The following is an 18,810-nucleotide window of genomic DNA, read 5'->3' as shown; positions in this document are numbered from 1 at the left end:
CCATGCCCGAGCAGACCGCACAGCCCCGGCTCCGGCCGGAGTCGACCGCACGCGTCGTGATCCTGTTGGCCATCGGCGGCATGGCCGGTGCCGCCGCCTTCACCCACGTGCACGACCTGACCGTGGCGCACGGCCAGCCCCACTGGATCGGCTGGGCGAACGCCGTAGCGGTGGAACTGATGACCATCTACCTGGGCCTGGAAATCCGCGCCCGCCGGCGCGCTGGCCACTCCGTCCGCTTCGTGGCCGTGCTGCTGGCCGCGTTCGCCTTGCTATCCCTTGCCGCCCAGGTCGCTGAGGCCGAGGCGTCGGCGTGGGGCTGGATCGTCGCGGCCGTCCCATCACTTGCCTTCCTCGCCTTGGCCAAGGTCGTCCTGTCCAGCACCCCGGCCACCGCGGAACCGGCGGCCGTCAGCGAGGAACCGACAGCTCCCATCGAGGAACAGGAACCCGAACCGGTCGTGTATGCCCCGGTCCCCACTGAGCGGCCAACCGCTCCGGAACGTCCGCCGCTGCGCACCCTCCAGCTCGCCCGGATCGACACCGGGGAGCGCCTATGACCGCACCCACCCTGCCCGGCCTGGCGCCGGCCGCCACGAGTCCAGAAGACAAGGCACCGGTCAAACAGCCGCGACCCGGGTCGCGGGCCGCCCGGATGCTGCTACCCCGCTCCGTCGACGTGCTGAAGGAACTCGCCACCGACTACGGCGTGTGCCTGCGGCCGATCCCCATGCGCCGTACCGACCTCGACACCGGTCAGACCGAGGTCATCGACCTGCCGTGCGGGGCTACCCGCGAGGACAAGTGCCTGCCCTGCGCCCGGCGCAACCGCCGGCTGCGGCAGGCGCAGATCCGCGAGGGATGGCACCGGGAAGACGAGCCGCTGCCCGGCCCCGAACCCGCCACCGACGATCAGAAGTCGCTCATCGTCCTGCGCGGTCACCTCGAGTTCGAGCGCGACACGGCGGCCCGGTCAGCGCGCTGGGATGAGGTCGCGGACCTGGACGAGGCCATCCGCGAGCTCGAAGAGGCGATCACCACGGAGGGCCTGCGTGGTCGCGTCGCACCACCGCATCAGAGCCCAGACGAAGAGGAGGCGGAGGCGGGACCGCGTCGTAAGCGCTCGACCCGGCGTCGGCAGGACGCGCCGGAGTTGCCCCGGCGCAAGGTCGAGCCGCGCACGGTCGGAAAGATCTACACCGCGCCTGACGGCAGCACCTATCAGCCTTCGATGTGGTTGACCCTCACACTCGATTCATACGGCCCGGTCCGGGAGGACGGCACGCCGCTCAACCCGGCCCGGTACGACTACCGACGCGCAGCCTGGGACGCCGTGCACTTCCCCCGGCTGCTGGACCGGTTCTGGCAGAACCTGCGCCGGTGCGAGGGCTGGAACGTCCAGTACGCCGGATGTGTAGAGCCGCAAAGGCGGCTGGCCCCACACGCCCACTTCGCCATCCGAGGCACCATCCCGCGCGAGGCACTGCGGACGGTGGCGGCGGCGACCTACCACCAGGTGTGGTGGCCGTCCGTCGACGTGCAGCGGTACGGCGTCGACCGGCCGCCAGTCTGGGACGAACAGGCCAAGTCCTGGGTCGACCCGGACACCCGCATACCGCTAGCGACGTGGGACGAAGCACTCGACGCGATCGACGAGGATCCAGACGCCGAACCGGTACACGTCGTCCGCTTCGGCGCCCAGGTCGACGCCCGCGGCGTCATGCCGGGCACCGAGGACTCCGAGCGCACGCTGCGCTACATCACGAAGTACATCACCAAGCACGCGGCAGACTGCCACCCGACCGGGACCGAGCGGCAGCGGGCGCACCTCGAACGGCTGTGGCGGCAACTCCAGGTGACGCCCTGCACCGACCGGTGCGCCAACTGGCTGCTCTACGGCGTGCAGCCAAAGAAGGCCACCGGGAAGCTGCGGCCCGGCCGGTGCAAGGGCAAGGTGCACCAGCGGTCCAGCCTCGGCATCGGCGGCCGGCGCATCCTGATCTCCCGCGACTGGTCCGGGAAGACGCTCTCGGATCACAAGGCGGACGCCCGCGAGTGGGTGCGGGCGCTGCTTGGCGTCACCACGGACGCCGCGGGAGCCGACGCCGAACCGGGCGCCGCCGGCCCGGTACCGCTGCGGCACGCCTGGGAGATGGCTCGGCCCACGGACCGGGACGTACCGCCGCTGGCGCACCGATTGCTGCGCTCCATCTCCGAACGCGCCCGGTGGCGCTCGCAGCTGCTATCCGCCAAGGAGAGGGCGGCGGCCGGCAGCTCACCAAACCTTTCGGCAACAGACCGGCACACCGCTGCCACGGGGGAAGGGGATATATGACCGCACTGGATGCCTTGCTCACCATCGATGAGACCGCGAAGCGTCTGCGCACCTCGGAGCGCTTCGTGCGGCGCCTGATCGAAGAACGGCGGATCGCCTACGTCAAGCTCGGCACGCACGTCCGCATCGAGGAGAGCGTGCTGTCCGCCTACATCGCGGCTCACCGGGTCGCGCCGACGCCGATGCGGAGGGCTGCGTGATGGCAGCGAAGCGGCGGCACTTCGGCAGGGTTCGCAAGCTTCCCTCCGGCCGGTGGCAGGCTCGCTATCCCGGCCCGGACGGGGAGCTGCGGCCGGCGGACACCACGTTCGAGCGAAAGCGGGATGCGGAACTCTGGCTTTCGGCAAAGGAAGCGGAGATCGCCCGGGGCGACTGGCTCAACCCCGCGGCGGGCAAGGTCACGCTGAAGGAGTACGGCGACTCCTGGATCCGGGAACGGCCCAAGCTACGCCCGAAGACGGTTGTGCTCTACGAAGGCCTGCACCGGCTCCACATCACTCCGGCTCTCGGCAAGCTGTATCTGACCGACATCACAACGCCTCGCCTCCGGAAGTGGCGGCGGGATCTCCTGGACGCGGGCACGGGTCCGGTCACGGTGGCCAAGGCATACCGGCTGTTGCGGTCGATGCTCAACACGGCGGTCTCCGACCGGCTGATCAACCGGAATCCTTGTCAGATCGACGGCGCCGGGGTGGAGAAGAGCCCGGAGCGGCCGATCGTCACCGTGGACCAGGTGCTCACGATCGCCGGCGCCGTTCCGGACCGGTACCGGCTGCTGGTGCTGCTGGCGTGCTTCAACTCGCTGCGCTGGGCCGAGCTGGCCGCGCTTGCCCGGCAGCACGTGGACACGACGGATGGCACGGTCACGGTGGAGCGGTCAGTGGTCGAGCTGCCCACGGGCGAGCTGGTCTTCGGTCCGCCCAAGTCGGCGGCAAGCGTGAGGATCGTGACGATTCCCTCGGTGTTCGTGCCGGACGCTGTCCACCACCTCAAAGAGTTCACCGGCGACCGTCCGGATTCGTTGCTGTTCGTCGGGCCGTTGGACGGGCCGCTGCGGCGATCGAACTTTCAGGAGCACTGGCGCACGGCCATCGAGAAGGCCGGCGTGCCCGGTCTGCACTTCCACGATCTCCGGCACACCGGGAACACCTGGGCGGCCGAGACCGGCGCAACCCTGCGAGACCTGATGGACCGGATGGGTCACTCGACCACGCGGGCCGCGCTGATCTACCTACACAAGACGGCCGGCAGGGACCGGAAGATCGCCGACGCGCTCGGCAAGCTGGTGGAGGACGCCAAGGGCACGGGAGGGCACGCCACTCCGGAGGGGCACGCAGGGGGCACGGCAGCCGAATAGAGATCAGGAATGACGAAGGCCCAGGTCGCGGATCATGCCGCTGGCCTGGGCCTCAGTCGTTGGAGCGGGTGACGGGAATCGAACCCGCACTGTCAGCTTGGGAAGCTGATGTTCTGCCATTGAACTACACCCGCGAGCGGCCCCACTGTACCCGATGAGGGGGCATCGTGGCGGGACCGCCCCGTGTAGACGCCGGCCGGACTTGGCGCGGCCCAGCTCCCTCCGGGCCTGGCAGCGCCTCGCGAACGCAGATCGCGGTGTCCGGCCGGCGCCTACGCGCTGGTGGTGGCCGGGGTGAGGTCTTGGAGGAAGACGCCGGCGGCGCGGAGGGGGTGGATGGCCGGCCTCGCTGTCGGGTTTGCGGCAGGGGAGGCAGCCGGGGAGTCGGTGGGTGGGCCGGCGCTTGCGGCCGCGGCGGCGGGTCGGGTGCTGGGGCTTGCGGAGGGTCCGAGGGCCGTGGCGGGCGGGTCGACGTGAGGGGTCGCGTCGCCTCGGCCGAGGGTGACGGTTGTCGTGGACAAGGGCTTGGAGGCTTCCGGGCGGGACGGGGTGGCTGATCTGATGCCGAGCGCGTGCCACGTGAGGGTGATTGGGGGGTAGCGCAGGCTCATGGCCAGGGGGAGGGCGCCGGCGGGGCCGTGGCGGCGGAGCATGGCGGTTTCGATGGAGAACTCGAACAGGCGCCAATCGACTTCTGGGGAGGCGCGGAGGGCGTCGGCGAGGCGGCTGATGACTGTGGGGTCGGTGACGAGGTGGGCGCGGCCTGTCAGGTAGGCCTCGTCGTCGCTCTCTTCCGGGGGATAGGAGTGCAGGGCGTAGCGGCCGTCGCGTTCGAGGTCGTGGCGTTTGGGGGAGTCGACCATGAAGCAGAAGAGGCCCTCGTCGGTGATCACCGGGGAGACCGGGTGCACGCGGGGGCCGCCGTCGGCGCGCACGGTGGCGAGGTAGCCCATGCCTGGGCCGTACTGCTGGAGCAGCGCTCGGATGGCCGCGGCGAGGTCGGGCTCGGCGGCGGCGAATTCGGACCAGGAAGCCATGGCAACATCATATCGAACATATGTACGAGACGACCACTCGACACGGCACAAAGTGCAGGTCGGTATGGTGTGCCGATGCTGCTCTCCGACCGTGACCTGGTGGCTGAGATCAAGGCGAGCAACCTCGCGCTCGAGCCGTTCGAGCCGGAGCTCATGCAGCCGTCCAGCATCGACGTGCGGCTGGACCGCTTCTTCCGGGTGTTCAACAACCACCTGTACACCCACATCGACCCGGCGGAGCAGCAGGACGATCTCACCGCCGAGGTCGAGGTCGGCGACGGCGAGCCGTTCGTGCTGCATCCTGGGGAGTTCGTGCTCGCCTCGACGCTCGAGGTGATCACGTTGGGTGATCAGCTTGCGGGCCGCCTGGAGGGTAAGAGCAGCCTCGGCCGGCTGGGTCTGCTGACCCACTCGACCGCCGGTTTCATCGACCCTGGGTTCTCCGGGCACGTCACGCTGGAGCTGTCCAACGTGGCCAATCTGCCGATCAAGCTGTGGCCCGGCATGAAGATCGGTCAGCTCTGCATCTTCCGGCTCTCGAGCCCGGCCGAGCACCCCTACGGGTCAGCGGTCTACGGCTCGCGGTATCAGGGCCAGCGGGGGCCGACGCCTAGCCGCAGTTCTCGGAACTTCCGCACCTGGCCGACCAGCTGACGGGCCCCGCGCCTCAGCTGTGGGAGGCGCCGACGCAGAAGAGGTTGCCTTCCGGGTCGGCCATGGTGGTCCAGTCCACCCACGGGACCTCGCCGACCACGTCCCACTTCTTCGTCGCGCCCAGCTCGACCAGCCTCCGCACCTCGGCCTCCCGGCCGCCGGGTGGCGTCGCCAGGTCGAGGTGGATGCTGTTGCGGCCGGACCGTTCGCCCGGTACGCGCTGGAAGTAGAGCGTCACGCCGCCGCGTGACGGCGGGGAGACGAAGACGTAGTTCTCGTAGCGGCCGGTCACCGATCCGCCGGTCGCCGCAGCCCAGAAGGCCGCCAGTCGCTCGGGGTCGGCGCAGTCGAAGTTCACGGACTCCACGGTGAGTCGAGAGCTGGTCATGCCACGGACGGTAGACCTCTCACGCACCCAGGAAGACCCTGGCGGCCGCGCGGATCTCCGGTAGGGGCAGGTGTGGAGCCGGATCCGCCGACAGCACCTGAAGCGCCACGTGGTCGGCTCCGGCGGTGAAGTGTTCGTCCACGCGGGCGCGTACCGAGTCGTCCGAGCCCCAGGCCACGAGGGTGTCCACCCAGCGGTCGCTGCCCTGGCCGGCGAAGTCCTCGTCGCTCAGGCCGTACCGTCGGAGGTTCTTCGTGTAGTTCGGCAGGTTGAGGTAGACGGCGGTGCCGTGGCGGCCGGCTGTCCGGGACGTCTCGGGGTCCGTACCGAAGAAGATCTTCTGTTCGGGGATGAGGAGCTTGTCCGGGCCGAGGATCCGGCGGGCGTCGGCGGTGTGTTGCGGGGGCACGAGGTACGGCAGGGCGCCGGCGGCGGCGGTCGACGCCAGTTCCAGGGCCTTGGGGCCGAGCGCGGCGAGCAGTCGTTCCGAGGCCGGCACTCCGGGAAGCTCCTCGAGGAAGGCGCGCAGCTTGCTCAGTGGGCGTACGTATCTCTGGCCGGTCGCTTCGACGGACGGTGCGTGGCCCATGCCGAGGCCCAGGTAGAACCGGCCCGGGTGGGCCACGTGGAGGCGGGCGTGGCTCGCGGCGAGCGCTGTCGGATCGCTGCGCCAGATGTCCACAATGCTCGTTCCGACGGCGAGCCGGGTGGTCGCGGCGAGGATCGCGCCGGGGAGTTCGAGGTCGTCCGGTGGGCTGCCGCCGATCCAGATCGACCCGTAGCCCAGGGCTTCGATCTCGGCCGCCGCTTCCGCGACGGCCCCCGCGTCGGCCGGCCACGACCGCCGACTTGTCCACAGCCCGTAGCGCCCGTCCATGTCTGCGATCGTACGATTGCCGCCAGCTCCCCTGCCTGAGAGGAACCCCACCGTGTACCTGATGATCTCCAAGTATCTGTCGCCGCTCGACGAGGTGGACCGTGCCCGCGACGAGCACCTGGCCTTCATCGCCGGCCTGGAGGAGCGGGGCCTGGTGGTCTCGGCCGGGCGTCAGGAGCCGGCGGTCGGCGGTGTCGTGCTGCTCGGCGTCGACACCGAGGCGGAGGCCCGCGAGCTGATGGCTGAAGATCCGTACGTGGTGCGCGGGCTGGCTGAGTACACGGCTACCGGGTGGACCCCCAGCCGGGGAGTGCTGGCCGACTGGAAGAAGCCGGCCTGAGCTCGGCGGGTCAGGCCTGGACGCGCTGGGAACGGAACCGCCCGACCTCGCCCACGATGGTGTTGATCAGCAGCGTGTTGAGCAGCGCCCCCGCGACCACGCTGATCCACAGCATGGCGATGGCGAGCCAGCCGTCGCCCAGCAGAGCGATCGGCGCGAAGATCACCGACACCGGCGCGGTCAGGCCGATCAGGTACACGGCCGCGAACGACGGTTCCTGGCTGCCGGTCGCGAGGTTGGCGCCGAGCAGGATCACCACGGTGACCGCGACGGCGAACAGATAGCAGCGCGTCACCCAGTTGCCGAAGAAGAACTTGGTCATGCCGACCATCCTGGTAAGGCATCGATGGCCGTTCCTGAGTAGGGCTACTCAGGCACCACCCGGTTCGCTGCTCAGATCCGCGCCCGTCAACAGTCCGCGGATGCCCAGCTCGGCGGTGACGCGTGGCGGGCACTCGTCCACGATCACCGCCGCGCCCACCACGGTCGCACCGAGGCCGGCGACGAGGGTGTGCAGGCCTCGTGTCTGCGCGCCGGTCACCGCCCAGTCGTCCACGAGCAGGACGCGGTCGCCCGTACCGATCAAGCGGGTGCGGACGCCGAGCCGTTGCGCGTCGCCGCGATGGTCCGTGGGTACGTCGGCCCAGGTCATGGGTTCGGCGATGGGCCGGCGGGCGCCGGCGCGGTACGCCTCGACGAAACCGGCCCCGAGGGCGCGCGCCACGAGGGGGCCGACGAGGAAGCCGGTGACTTCCGGCGCGACCACGACGGTCGGGCGTACGCCGGGGAACAGGGCGGCGAGACCCGCGCCGAGACCGTCGATGATCTGTGGGTTTCGCCACCATCCGGAGCGGTCGCTGACGAGCAGGCCGCTGCCCGGTTCGGGGTCCGTCCAGCGGAACTCGGCGCGAAGAAGATCACGCAGGTCGGATGTCACGCGGACATGGTGTCACCGTGGCCTGCCGGTCTCACCGCCGACCGGGCAGATCGTGGTCAGACTAGGGGTCAAGTTGATGCAGTCGTGCGTGCCTATCAGGCATGCTGTTCGGCGTACCCATGCCTAAGTTGCCGTCGGGCCGCCGCCCGCCCAGTCCCGGAAGCCGCGCCGGTCTCGGCGCGGCCATCGTGCTGCTCGCGGCCGTGTCCGGGCTGGAGATCACCGACGAGGGCGCGCACTACGTCGGGCTCTTCGCGGCGGTGCCGTTCCTCGCGGCGGTGTTCGCGTACTGGCAGGCGGTGCTCGCGGTGGGAGCGCTCGCCACGATCGCCGGCATGGTCTTCGCGAGCGGGGACGGCGGGTTCGGATCCGTCGGCATGATCAACGTGGTGGGCATCATGCTGTCCACCGGCATCGCCGCCACGGTGGCCACCATCAGGCAGCGGCAGGCCACCCGGATCGCCGAGCTGCTGCGGCTCGCCGCGGTGGCCCAGCAGGCCGTGCTGCGGCCGCTGGGCCCGCAGGTGGGTGCGCTCGCCGTCGCCGGCCGGTACATCTCGGCCACCGCCGCCGCGGACATCGGCGGCGACCTCTACGAGGCGCTGGACACCCCGTACGGCGTGCGGATCATCATCGGCGACGTGCGGGGCAAGGGCCTCGATGCGGTACGCCTGGCCAGCATCGTGCTGGGGTCGTACCGGCACGTCGCGTACGAGCGAGCCGACCTGCGGGCCATCGTGGCCGACCTGGACCGCGCCGTGGCCCGTAGCGTGGGTGACGAGGACTTCGTCACCGCGGCGCTGGTGGAGGAGCGCGGCGGCACACTCACCATCGTCAACTGTGGACATCCCGCCCCGCTGCTGCTGCGCCGCGGTCAGGTCATCCCGCTCGAGCCACCCGCGCCGGCGCCGCCGCTGGGCTTCATGCCCGTGGCGCAGCCCCGGGTGGAGCGGCTCGAGCCCGGCGACCGGTTGCTGCTCTTCACCGACGGCCTGGGCGAGGCGCGCCGTGACGGCGAGTTCTTCCCGACGGCCGACCGGGCCTGGCGGCTGCTCGGGCACGGCACGGTCGGTGACGGCCTGGCGTCCCTGGAGACCGCCCTCGTCGACTGGGTGCACGGACAGTTGGACGATGACATCGCCCTCGTGCTGCTCGAGTACGCCGGGTCCGACGGCGGTCCGGCCGTACCGATGCCCAGCTGGGAAGTCGGCGCGGCCGGCAGCTAGCCCGCCTGCGGGACCGAGTCCTCGCCTGCTTCGTCCTTCGCGGTGGCGGGAGCGGGCACGACCGGGACCGTGGCGACGGCGGTGACCGTCTCGGGCTGGCGATGCCGCCCGACGTAGTTGCGGGGCTGGTCGGCCTGGCGAGGCTCCGGAATCAGGCTCTTGATCGAGGCGAACATGAAAGACCTCCCCGGGTCTGTGTACGTCCTGCGCGTACATCCAGGGCAACGAGGCGGCGCAGCCCTCGATACGTGTGTGCGGCGCGGCGGCTTGCAAATGTCCGAACGGCTGCCCGTTTTCCCACCCGATCGGAGGGGTTTGGCCCCCAAGGCGACGGACAACGTCCCCCACGGCTCAGCCGGAGTGACGTCCGTCCGAATGATCGGTAGCGACTTGTCGGGCCCTACCGATGGGTAATACAGTGTTGGTTACTGACGGGTAACTCGCGTCCGGAGAGCGGGGCCAAGAACACATGACTCACTACAAGAGCAACCTGCGCGACCTGGAGTTCAACCTCTTCGAGGTCTTCGGGGCGGATCGTGCGTTCGGGCAGGCGCCGTTCGACGGCATCGACGCCGAGACCGCACGGGACGTGCTCGCCGAGGTGAACCGGCTCGCCCGCGAGGACCTCGCGGCCAGCTACACCGACGCGGACCGCAACCCCCCGAAGTTCGACCCGGCGACTCACACCGCGCCGCTGCCCGAGTCGTTCAAGAAGTCGTACGCCGCGTTCATGGCGTCCGAGTTCTGGCGCCTCGACCTCCCCGAGGAGCTGGGCGGCACGCTCGCCCCGCGTACCCTCTGGTGGGCCATCGCCGAGCAGATCCTGGGCTCCAACGCCCCGGTCTGGATGTACTCCTCCGGCCCCTCGTTCGCGCACGTCGTGAACGTCGAGGGCACCGAGGAGCAGAAGAAGTGGGCGAAGATCTTCGTCGACAAGCAGTGGGGCTCGACGATGGTGCTGACCGAGCCCGACGCGGGTTCCGACGTCGGCGCCGGCCGCACCCGGGCCATCCCGCAGCCGGACGGCTCGTGGCACATCGAGGGCGTCAAGCGCTTCATCACCTCGGGTGAGCACGACCTCAGCGACAACATCATCCACTACGTGCTCGCGCGCCCCGTGGGTGTCGAGGGCGTCGGCGGGCCGGGTACTAAGGGCCTGTCGCTGTTCATCGTGCCGAAGTTCCACTTCGACCCGGAGACCGGCGAGCTGGGCGAGCGCAACGGCGTCTACGCCACGAACGTCGAGCACAAGATGGGCCTCAAGGTCTCCAACACCTGCGAGATGACCTTCGGCGAGCACGGCACCCCGGCCAAGGGCTGGCTGCTCGGCGAGGTGCACCAGGGCATCCGGCAGATGTTCATGATCATCGAGTACGCCCGGATGATGGTCGGCACGAAGGCGATCGCCACCCTCTCCACCGGCTACCTCAACGCGCTCGAGTACGCGAAGAACCGCGTCCAGGGTGCCGACCTGCTGGAGAACTCCAACAAGGCGGCCCCGCGCGTCACGATCACCCACCACCCGGACGTACGCCGCTCGCTGATGCTGCAGAAGGCGTACGCGGAGGGCCTGCGCTCGCTGGTCATCTACACCGCGACCTGGCAGGACAAGGTGGCCATCGCGGAGGCGGCCGGCGACGAGAAGGGCGCGAAGGCGGCGGCCCGCGTCAACGACTTCCTGCTCCCGCTGGTCAAGGGCGTCGGCTCGGAGCGGGCGTACGAGCTGCTCGGCCACGAGTCGCTGCAGACCTTCGGCGGCTCGGGCTTCCTGCAGGACTACCCGCTCGAGCAGTACGTCCGGGACGCCAAGATCGACACGCTGTACGAGGGCACGACCGCGATCCAGAGCCTCGACCTGATCTTCCGCAAGATCGTCAAGGACAACGGGCGGGCACTGGCCACGGTCGCCGCCGAGATGCAGGGCTTCATCGAGAGCGAGGCCGGCAACGGTCAGCTCAAGGAGGAGCGGCTCGCGCTCGGCAAGGCGCTCGGTGAGCTGCAGGCGATCCTCGGCGTCCAGATGGGCTGGCTGCAGGCGGTCCAGGGCGGCGAGACCCGCGAGCTCTACAAGGTCGGCCTGTCCTCGCGGCGGGTGCTGCTCGCGCTCGGCGACGTGGTGGTCTCCTGGTTGCTGCTGCGCGGCGCCGAGGTGGCCCTCAAGCAGCTCGGCACCGAGCTGAGCGCGTCGGACAAGGCGTTCTACGAGGGCAAGGTCGCGGCGGCCCGGTTCTTCGCCCGCGAGATCCTGCCCCGGGTCGGCGCGGACCGCCGGATCATCGAGAACACCACGCTCGACCTCATGGATCTGCCGGAAGAGGCGTTCTGAGCTTCGCACTCTCCTGAAGACGGAAAACCGGCGGACAAGGGCGTCCGCCGGTTTTTCGTGCGCTCAGGCCCGAGCGGTGTGCTCCGCGACCAGCGGCATCGACCCGGGCTCGGTGAGCGACCACGACGCTTCGGTCCGGTGTACGGCGAGACCGGCCGTCTTGAGCCCCTCGGTCACGACGTGCCCGTCCGGGCGGAGCAGAATGGACACATCGGACACCGTGGGGTTGTGGCCCACGACGAGCACGGTGCCGACGGAGTCCGGCAGGGCGCGGAGCAGGTCGATGACCTCGGTGCGGCCGCCGGCGTACAGGCCGTCCTCGTAACGGACCTCCGGCGCGGCTGCCGCACCCAGAGCCACTGCCACGGCATGCCAGGTCTGCCGTGTGCGCGTCGCCGGCGAGCACACCACCACGTCCGGCAGCAGGCTCTGTGCCGCCAGCCAGGCACCGGCGGCGCCCGCGTCCGCGCGCCCGCGGTCGGTCAACTGACGGTCGAAGTCGGGCAGCTCACCGGGGGTCTCCGCCTTGGCGTGGCGGAGCAGGACGAGGGTGCGTGCGCTCATGGGAAGAGCATGCCTGATTGAGCTTTCGCGTGGCTGGGTAGACACCCTGATCGACGTATTGCCGCGGCTCGGTGCGGCAGCGACGAGCCAGGGAGGTCCCGATGGGCATCGGCGGAAGCATCTTTCTGTTGGCGCTGGGCGCGATTCTTGCGTTCGCCGTCAACGCGGACATCAGCGGTCTGGACATCCACGTCGTCGGCTACGTGCTGATGCTGGCCGGTCTCGTCGGCCTCGTCATCACGGTCTGGTACTGGAACAGCCGGCGCCGGCCCGCGACGACGGTCGTCGAGCAGCGCCCGGTCGTGCGTAACGACGGTCAGGTCGTCGAGGAGTACCGCGAGACCACGCGGCGCCAGCCCCCGCCGCCGCCGTACGGCGCGTGACGTATGCGGAGGCGCCGGCGTGGCGCCTCCGCACAACCGTCAGGCGAGAGCCGCGCGTACCGCGTCGGCGAGCGGGGTGACCGGGCGGCCGAGGAGCTTCTCGAGGTCCTCGGTGCCGGTGTAGAGAGAGCCCTCGGCCGCGTTCTTGTCGGAGTCGGCGAGAACCGCGGCGAACTGCTCGGGCAGGCCTACGCCGACCAGGAACTCCGCGTACTTCTCCGGGCTGAGGTCCGTGTACGTCACTTCGCGGCCGGACTGCCGGGACACCTCGTCGGCCAGCTCGCTCAACGTCACGCCCTCGCCGCCCAGCTCGTACACCTGCTGGTCGATGCCGTCCGCCGCGATGGCGGCCGCGGCAGCCTCGGCGAGGTCCGCCCGGGTCGCGATGCTGATCTTCCCGTCACCGGCGGCGCCGTGGAAGCCGTGCTCGACGGCTCCCTGGATGTTGTAGTTCTCCAGGTACCAGCTGTTGCGCAGAAACACAGACGGGATGCCGGACTCGGTGAGCGCCTGCTCAGTGGCGAGGTGCTCCGCCGCGAGAATCATGCGCGAGGTCTCGGCATGCGGCAGGCTCGTGTAGACGATCTTGCTGATGCCGGCGTCCTTGGCGGCCGCGACCACGTTGCGGTGCTGCGCGGTCCGCTTACCCACCTCGCTGCCGGATACGAAGAGCAGCTTGTCGGCGCCGGCGAATGCCGCCCGCAGCGACTCCGGATCGTCGTACGAGGCGTGGCGCACCACAACGCCGCGGTCCGCGAGATCCTTGATCTTCTCGACGCTCCGGCCGACCGCCACGATCTGGCCGGCGGGCACGCCGCGGCGCAGCAGCGCCTCGATCGCGAGACGGCCGAAGTGGCCCGTGGCGCCGGTGACGACGATGCTCATGACTGATCTCCTCACACGCTCGTGGCGGCCGGTCCGCCACCGTACGGGCACAACCGAGCAGGTCGCGGATCACTTCCCGTTGGAGAGTGAGCACCTTGAAGTGCAGTACTCACCTGAGGGATAGTGTGCAGGTGGAAGCCGACATCTACGCGAAGAACTGCCCGAGCCGACAGGTGCTCGACCGCATCGGCGACGCCTGGAGCGTCCTGATCGTCGGCTCGCTCAAGGACGGCTCGCTGCGCTACACCGAGCTGGCGCAGCGCATCCCCGGCGTCAGCCCCAAGATGCTCACCCAGACCCTGCGTGGGCTTGAGCGAGACGGCCTGGTGACGCGTACGGTGCATCCGGTCGTGCCGCCGCGCGTCGACTACGCGCTCACGACGCTCGGGCGGAGCCTGCTGGGCCTGGTCGACGCCCTCAAGCAGTGGGCGGAGACGCACATCGGCGACGTGGCCGAGGCGCGGGAGGCCTACGACGCCCGCGCCCGACCGAAAGCTCACGCGTAGAGCGCGAAGTAGATCGCGATGTGGTGGCAGATCGCGGCCACCAGCGTGCAGGCATGGAAGAACTCGTGGTGGCCGAAGACGGTCGGCCAGGGGTTCGGGCGGCGCAGCGCGTAGAAGACCGCCCCGACGCTGTAGATGAGGCCGCCGGTGGCGAGCAGCACGAGATCGGCAACCCCGCCGTTGCGCATGATGTCGGGCAGGATCGCCACCGCGCCCCAACCCAGCGCCAGATAGAGCGGCGCACCCGCCCAGCGGGGCAGGTGCGGCCAGATGCTCTTGAGGGCGACGCCGCCGACAGCGCCGCCCCAGATCAGGCTCAGCATCAGCGTCGCCTTCCGGGCGTCCAGCAGCAGGATGCAGAACGGCGTGTAGGTCCCCGCGATGAAGATGAAGATCATCGAGTGGTCCAGCCGCCGCATGACCTGGTAGCCCCGCTCGGACCAGTTCAGCCGGTGGTAGAGCGCGCTGATGCCGAACAGCCCGCACACCGTCAGGCTGTAAATCAGGCAGCTCAGGAACGGCCAGACGCCCGGCCTTGTTGCGGCGATCGAGCACAGCACCACGCCGCACACGAGGGCGACGAAGAACGCGTACTGGTGTAACCGGCCGCGCAGCCGCGGCTTGCCGAGATCGGCAGGCTTCATCCGGAACGGGGTCGAGGTCGTCACGACGTCCAGGTTACGGCACCGTAGGTTACCCGCAGGTAGTGAAGCCTCTCACGAGTGCCGAACCTCAGGCGTCCAACCCGCGCAGAATCAGCGGCAGGCGGTCGGGACCGTCCGGATCGACGACGATCGGCACACCCCAGTCCTGCCGCGTGAGATGGCACGCGGCGTGCTCGACATCGGCGTCACAGGTGGCGGCCTGCGCCACCACCTGCAAGATCCCCTTCGGTACGGCCGGGTTGAGAACGAGCCGCCGCGACAGGTCGGTGCCGGTGCCCTCGCCCTCCAGCAGCAACTCCGGCGGCGCCGCCGACACGACAAGCCGCGTCGACGGACCGTACGTGGTGTCCAGCTTCTGACCCGGAGCCGGCGTGAACACCACGTCCAGAGTCACCTCGCCCGGAGCCAGCCGCGACGGCGGCCGCTCGGTGCGATGCCGCGCGCCCTCGACGGTCTTGACGGCCCCCGGCGCCAGCCGCACGAGACGATGCGCGCCCGACTCCACCACGAACACATCGCCACCGCGCGTGACCAGGACGTCGCTCGGCTCGGCGAGCCCGGAGTCGACAGTGGACACCTCACCCGACTCGGGATCGAAGCGGCGCACGGCACCGTTGTAGGTGTCCGCCACCAGCACCGACCCGTCCGGCAGCGCGCCGACCCCCAGCGGATGCTGCAGCAGCGCCTCCTTGCCCGGGCCGTCCACATGACCGAAGTCGAAAAGCCCCTGACCGACGGCGGTGTGCAGCTCACCGTCCTCGATCCAGCGCAGCGCGGAGGTCTCGCTGTCGGCAATCCACAGCTTTTTCCCGTACGCGGAGAGCCCCGAAGGTTGCGCCATCCACACGTCCGGAAGCGGCCCGTCCCGCAGGGACTCGACGGTCGTCCCCGCGTAGACCCCCGTGGTGCCCTGCTCGGGGTCGAACCACCAGAGCTGGTGGATCCCCGCCATCGCGATGATGACGCGGCCCTCGAACCAGGCCACATCCCACGGCGACGAGAGCGAGGCGCCGTCGTCATCCGCGGAACGCCACGGCCGCCCGGTGCCGGCGAGCGTGGTGACCTCGCCGGACTCCAGATCGAGCCCGCGCACCAGATGGTTCACCGTGTCGGCGACCACCACCGTGCGGTCGTCCGGCAGCAGGCAGAGGCCCTGCGGTTCCGAGAAACTGGCGGCCTCGGCCGGCCCGTCGGTGCGGCCGCGCTGCCCGGTGCCGATCCGGCGTACCAAAATCTCGCCGTCCGGGGTGAGCTCGGCCAGCGAATGCCGAGCCGAATCGGAGACCAGCAGATTGCCGTTCGGCAGCTCGATGACCTTGCCCGGAAAACGCAGCAGGGTGTCATCGGCGGCGGGCGCGACGTAGGGGCCGTCACCGCGGCGCAGCGTGCCCTTCGCCTCATGAGTCGCGATCAGCTCGTCGAGCAGCCGGGACAGCCCCTCGGCATGCCCCTCCCCGGCCATCGAGGCGACGACATAACCCTCGGGATCGATGACGCTCAGGGTGGGCCAGGCCTTCGCGGCATACTGCTGCCACATGACCATGTCGGCGTCATCGAGAACCGGGTGGTGCACGCCGTACCGCTCGACGGCGGCCGCGAGGGCATCGGGATCCCGCTCGTGCTCGAACTTCGGCGAATGGACACCGATGACGACGAGGGCGTCGCCGTACTTCTCCTCGAGAGGCCGTAGCTCATCGAGCACGTGCAGGCAGTTGATGCAGCAGAACGTCCAAAAGTCCAAGACGCAGACGCGACCTCGTAGGTCGGCCAGTTTCAGCTCCCTGCCGCCGGTGTTCAACCAGCTTCGGCCCCGCAGTTCGGGCGCCCGCACGCGCGCAGTCATGCGCCCATCTTGCCTGGAGGACGGCAGGCTACGGGGGCTGGAGAAAGAGGTGCTGATCACTGCTGACTGATCCCATCGATGACAGATGCTTCGGAACAACGCCGTTGCACGACGGCGACGACCCCGGCTGTCATGCCAGCAGGGCTGCGCCGGGAGGCAGTCTCAGTAGTAACCGAGCCGCCATTGCTGGTTGGTGCTGCCCAGACAGGTGCGCTGAATAACGCCCGCGCCTTCTGCGGTGCCCCCGCCCGCCACGGTCAGGCACTTGCCGCTGTGGCGGGCCACCGCCAGGTAACTGCTCCCGCTCACGTACGGGTAAGACCATTGCTGAGCAGGATTTTCGCGACTGCAGGGCTCCTGCACAGCAGGGGTTCCGTTGGCCGTGCCCGCGTCAGCCACCGTCAGGCATTTGCCGCTGTGTCTGGCGACCATGAGGTAGGAGCCGTCATCGACGAGAAAGAACGACCAATGCTGGTGGTATGCGGTCTCGTCGCAGGTCTCCTGAACGATGAACGTCCCGTCCGTGGTGCTGGCGTCCGCCACCGTCAGGCACTTGTTGCTGCGCGTGGAGGACAGCATGAAGTAGTAAGGCGCCGCATCTGAGACGTCACCGTCGTGCGGACCGGCGGCTCGGGACGCCGTTGGCGAATCGAAGACGGTCAGTAATGCGGCGAATGTCAGGACGGCGATTACTGCATACGTCGATCTCGGTCTGCGCATGATTTCTCCGCCAGTTCGGTGAACGACATGACTGCGGTGCGGAGAGGCCTCAAGAATTCCATCATCCCGAACGGGAACGAAAACCGAGTTAACGTCCGATTGCAGACCGGTCGACCTCGGAGCGGATCGCGTCGCGTCCCTCTGAGCCACGGCTGCTGCACAATCGGAGAGCGCTCCAGCGGACGGCCGGCGCCCGAAGCGCCGGTGACGGTCGGCGGCGTCGAAGTCGCGACGACGACAAGCCACGGCCGGCACGCGTCGACCGCGGCCTGTCAGCCGCTCTCGCGGCCGCGCTTTCTGTGGTGCGTCCGCACAGGATGTGCTTGTCGTTCCCGCTTTCCTGCGTCTCGACGCGGACTGTCAGCCGCGTTGCTTGAGGCAGAGGACCTTGGTCTTGTTGTCCGCGGCCGGGTTCAGGACATGCGGCTGCAGCGGATCCGGGCACTGCTGCGGGGTGTCGACGATGGCCGTCACCTCGTACGAGCCGGCGTCGCTGCACTTGGCGGTCACGGCCTTGGTGCCGTCGCGCTTGACGCAGTCGCCGATGGCCACGGAGAAGCCGCCGCTGTCCGAGCCGCGGGCGATCAGCCAGGTGATGCCGAACGTCAGGCCGACGAGCAGGCCCGCGCCGAGGATCACGCCGAGCAGGACCGGGAGCATCCGTACGTGCGGGGTCTCGGGCTTGGGCGGCTCGGCGACCGGCTGCGTCTCCGGCTTGAACGAGTCGAACCGGCCCTGGTCGGCTTCCTCGCCAGGGCTGTTCGGCCAGCTGGACGTCTGCTCCGGATCCGGCGGCGTCACCGTGGCTCGGCTGGCCGGGCCCGGGAAGACGCCGCCCATCCGCGGACGGTCACCGAACGGCTGCGTGGAGTCCGGCGGCGGGAAGCCGTTCTCGAGTGGCGGCGCGGCGTGCATGGCCGGCAGGGCGGGAGCGGGCACGTACGGCTGCTCAGGTCCTTGGCCGCGGCCCGCCACGTCGGTCGTGTGCTCGGTGAAGTCCGGCGGCATGGTGCGTGCGGCCGGGTTGCCCGGTACGGGGCCGGGCTGACCCGGAGCTCCTGGGCGGCCGCGGCCTGCGATGTCGGTGGTGAACTCGCTGAACGCCGCCGGGTTCGGTGCGTTCTGACCGTCGCCGGGGTTCGGTGCGGGTGAGGCGGGCGCCGGCGTGAACGGCTGGCCCGGAGGTGCGACGCGGGCGCTGGCCGACGCGCGGCCCGCTACCCGGCCCGACGGATCCGCACCGCCGGACGTGGGGGCCGCACCGAAGGGACCCGAAGCGGCGCCGAAGGGTGCGTCGGCGGGCGGTGCGCTGTCCGGTCTGGGGGACGCCGGGGTGCCGTACGTTCCGGGCCGGTTCGGCGGGGGGCCGAAGCGATCCGGTACGTGGTGGTCGTCGAAGCCGTCCGGAGAGGCGGGGAAGTCGTCACCGTCGGGTCCGAAGGGCCGGCTGTCCGGGGCCTGCCCGAAGCCGCCGCTGACCGGGTGGGCGCCGGCGTCGGCAGGCGGGAAGCCCGCTCCGGCTGCCGCCGACGGGCCGAATCCAGACTCCCCGGGCGATCCGGGTGTTCCGGATGCGGGGCGTGCCCCGAACGGGCTGTCCGCGGGTGTTCCGGATGCGGGGCGTGCCCCGAAGGGACTGTCCGCGGGTGTTCCGGATGCGGGGCGTGCGCCGAACGGGCTGTCCGCGGGTGTTCCGGATGCGGGGCGTGCCCCGAAGGGACTGTCCGCGGGTGTTCCGGATGCGGGGCGTGCGCCGAACGGGCTGTC

20 protein-coding genes, 1 tRNA gene and 2 pseudogenes are annotated in these 18,810 nt (G+C 70.0%); 10 read left to right on the top strand and 13 right to left on the bottom strand.

The window, feature by feature from the left end:
• Positions 1-2: 2 nt before the first annotated feature.
• From AB0J80_RS25995 to AB0J80_RS25980, 4 genes are read left to right on the top strand one after another with little or no spacing between them, the layout of a single operon-like run.
• Positions 3-560 (top strand): DUF2637 domain-containing protein, encoded by a 558-nt coding sequence (locus tag AB0J80_RS25995; RefSeq protein WP_364709679.1) that lies wholly within the window; start codon positions 3-5, stop codon positions 558-560.
• A complete protein-coding gene (locus tag AB0J80_RS25990) occupies positions 557-2,335 on the top strand; it encodes a replication initiator (protein WP_364709676.1) in 1,779 nt (592 codons plus the stop codon). Before AB0J80_RS25995 ends, AB0J80_RS25990 begins: the two co-directional genes overlap by 4 nt.
• On the top strand, positions 2,332-2,535 hold the full coding sequence (locus AB0J80_RS25985; RefSeq protein WP_364709673.1) for a helix-turn-helix domain-containing protein: 204 nt from the start codon (positions 2,332-2,334) through the stop codon (positions 2,533-2,535). The genes AB0J80_RS25990 and AB0J80_RS25985 overlap by 4 nt, the downstream gene beginning before the upstream one ends.
• Entirely contained in the window at positions 2,535-3,692 is a 1,158-nt protein-coding gene (locus AB0J80_RS25980) for a tyrosine-type recombinase/integrase (RefSeq protein ID WP_364709870.1), read from the top strand. Before AB0J80_RS25985 ends, AB0J80_RS25980 begins: the two co-directional genes overlap by 1 nt.
• A 60-nt stretch (positions 3,693-3,752) precedes the next feature.
• Here AB0J80_RS25980 and AB0J80_RS25975 read toward each other — a convergent pair.
• Positions 3,753-3,826, bottom strand: a tRNA-Gly gene (locus tag AB0J80_RS25975).
• 386 nt (positions 3,827-4,212) lie between these two features.
• Positions 4,213-4,729, bottom strand: a pseudogene (locus AB0J80_RS25970) (pyridoxamine 5'-phosphate oxidase family protein); the annotation flags it as partial.
• Positions 4,730-4,804: 75 nt separating this feature from the next.
• On the opposite strand from AB0J80_RS25970, the gene dcd reads away from it, so the two are divergent.
• Positions 4,805-5,383 (top strand): dCTP deaminase, encoded by a 579-nt coding sequence (gene dcd, locus AB0J80_RS25965; protein ID WP_364709671.1) that lies wholly within the window; start codon positions 4,805-4,807, stop codon positions 5,381-5,383.
• A gap of 13 nt (positions 5,384-5,396) precedes the next feature.
• On the opposite strand, the gene AB0J80_RS25960 is transcribed toward dcd, so the two are convergent.
• Together AB0J80_RS25960 and AB0J80_RS25955 are read right to left on the bottom strand one after the other, a co-directional pair.
• Positions 5,397-5,771, bottom strand: a complete 375-nt coding sequence (locus tag AB0J80_RS25960) for a VOC family protein (RefSeq protein WP_364709668.1) — start codon at positions 5,769-5,771, stop codon at positions 5,397-5,399.
• A 19-nt stretch (positions 5,772-5,790) separates the two neighbouring features.
• Positions 5,791-6,648 carry an LLM class F420-dependent oxidoreductase gene (locus AB0J80_RS25955; RefSeq protein ID WP_364709666.1) on the bottom strand — a complete coding sequence of 286 codons (858 nt, stop codon included), beginning with the start codon at positions 6,646-6,648 and terminating at the stop codon, positions 5,791-5,793.
• Positions 6,649-6,709: 61 nt separating this feature from the next.
• Between AB0J80_RS25955 and AB0J80_RS25950 the strand changes: the two genes are divergently transcribed.
• Entirely contained in the window at positions 6,710-6,988 is a 279-nt protein-coding gene (locus tag AB0J80_RS25950) for a YciI family protein (protein ID WP_364709663.1), read from the top strand.
• 10 nt (positions 6,989-6,998) lie between these two features.
• On the opposite strand, the gene AB0J80_RS25945 is transcribed toward AB0J80_RS25950, so the two are convergent.
• Together AB0J80_RS25945 and AB0J80_RS25940 are read right to left on the bottom strand one after the other, a co-directional pair.
• On the bottom strand, positions 6,999-7,310 hold the full coding sequence (locus AB0J80_RS25945; RefSeq protein ID WP_364709660.1) for a hypothetical protein: 312 nt from the start codon (positions 7,308-7,310) through the stop codon (positions 6,999-7,001).
• 48 nt (positions 7,311-7,358) lie between these two features.
• Positions 7,359-7,925, bottom strand: coding sequence for a phosphoribosyltransferase (locus AB0J80_RS25940; RefSeq protein ID WP_364709658.1), 567 nt, complete (start codon positions 7,923-7,925; stop codon positions 7,359-7,361).
• Between the two features lie 101 nt (positions 7,926-8,026).
• On the opposite strand from AB0J80_RS25940, the gene AB0J80_RS25935 reads away from it, so the two are divergent.
• Positions 8,027-9,151, top strand: coding sequence for a PP2C family protein-serine/threonine phosphatase (locus AB0J80_RS25935; RefSeq protein ID WP_364709655.1), 1,125 nt, complete (start codon positions 8,027-8,029; stop codon positions 9,149-9,151).
• Here the strand turns inward: AB0J80_RS25935 and AB0J80_RS25930 are convergent.
• Positions 9,148-9,327 carry a hypothetical protein gene (locus AB0J80_RS25930; RefSeq protein ID WP_364709653.1) on the bottom strand — a complete coding sequence of 60 codons (180 nt, stop codon included), beginning with the start codon at positions 9,325-9,327 and terminating at the stop codon, positions 9,148-9,150. The genes AB0J80_RS25935 and AB0J80_RS25930 overlap by 4 nt on opposite strands.
• A 293-nt stretch (positions 9,328-9,620) precedes the next feature.
• Between AB0J80_RS25930 and AB0J80_RS25925 the strand changes: the two genes are divergently transcribed.
• The gene (locus tag AB0J80_RS25925) at positions 9,621-11,477 is read left to right on the top strand and encodes an acyl-CoA dehydrogenase (protein ID WP_364709652.1); all 1,857 of its coding nucleotides are present in this window, start codon (positions 9,621-9,623) and stop codon (positions 11,475-11,477) included.
• A gap of 63 nt (positions 11,478-11,540) precedes the next feature.
• On the opposite strand, the gene AB0J80_RS25920 is transcribed toward AB0J80_RS25925, so the two are convergent.
• A complete protein-coding gene (locus AB0J80_RS25920) occupies positions 11,541-12,041 on the bottom strand; it encodes a histidine phosphatase family protein (RefSeq protein ID WP_364709649.1) in 501 nt (166 codons plus the stop codon).
• 101 nt (positions 12,042-12,142) lie between these two features.
• On the opposite strand from AB0J80_RS25920, the gene AB0J80_RS25915 reads away from it, so the two are divergent.
• Positions 12,143-12,424, top strand: coding sequence for a DUF6458 family protein (locus tag AB0J80_RS25915; protein WP_364709646.1), 282 nt, complete (start codon positions 12,143-12,145; stop codon positions 12,422-12,424).
• 39 nt (positions 12,425-12,463) lie between these two features.
• Here the strand turns inward: AB0J80_RS25915 and AB0J80_RS25910 are convergent, their stop codons facing one another.
• A complete protein-coding gene (locus AB0J80_RS25910; RefSeq protein WP_364709644.1) occupies positions 12,464-13,309 on the bottom strand; it encodes an SDR family oxidoreductase in 846 nt (281 codons plus the stop codon).
• Positions 13,310-13,434: 125 nt separating this feature from the next.
• On the opposite strand from AB0J80_RS25910, the gene AB0J80_RS25905 reads away from it, so the two are divergent.
• On the top strand, positions 13,435-13,815 hold the full coding sequence (locus AB0J80_RS25905) for a helix-turn-helix domain-containing protein (RefSeq protein WP_364709641.1): 381 nt from the start codon (positions 13,435-13,437) through the stop codon (positions 13,813-13,815).
• On the opposite strand, the gene AB0J80_RS25900 is transcribed toward AB0J80_RS25905, so the two are convergent.
• From AB0J80_RS25900 to AB0J80_RS25885, 4 genes and pseudogenes are all read right to left on the bottom strand, one after another.
• Complete coding sequence (locus AB0J80_RS25900) at positions 13,806-14,483, bottom strand: hemolysin III family protein (RefSeq protein WP_364709640.1); 678 nt, start codon at positions 14,481-14,483, stop codon at positions 13,806-13,808. The two genes, AB0J80_RS25905 and AB0J80_RS25900, sit on opposite strands and share 10 nt — an antisense overlap.
• Positions 14,484-14,547: 64 nt before the next feature.
• Complete coding sequence (locus AB0J80_RS25895) at positions 14,548-16,323, bottom strand: NHL domain-containing thioredoxin family protein (protein WP_364709638.1); 1,776 nt, start codon at positions 16,321-16,323, stop codon at positions 14,548-14,550.
• Between the two features lie 162 nt (positions 16,324-16,485).
• Positions 16,486-17,043, bottom strand: a complete 558-nt coding sequence (locus tag AB0J80_RS25890) for an RICIN domain-containing protein (RefSeq protein WP_364709637.1) — start codon at positions 17,041-17,043, stop codon at positions 16,486-16,488.
• 360 nt (positions 17,044-17,403) lie between these two features.
• Positions 17,404-18,810 (bottom strand): annotated as a pseudogene (locus AB0J80_RS25885) (hypothetical protein); the annotation flags it as partial.

It is taken from the genome of Actinoplanes sp. NPDC049548 (assembly GCF_040676695.1).
In the GTDB taxonomy this organism is placed as follows: domain Bacteria; phylum Actinomycetota; class Actinomycetes; order Mycobacteriales; family Micromonosporaceae; genus Actinoplanes.
The sequence above is the reverse complement of the archived record's forward strand: the minus strand, read 5'-3'. Positions and strand labels throughout refer to the sequence as shown.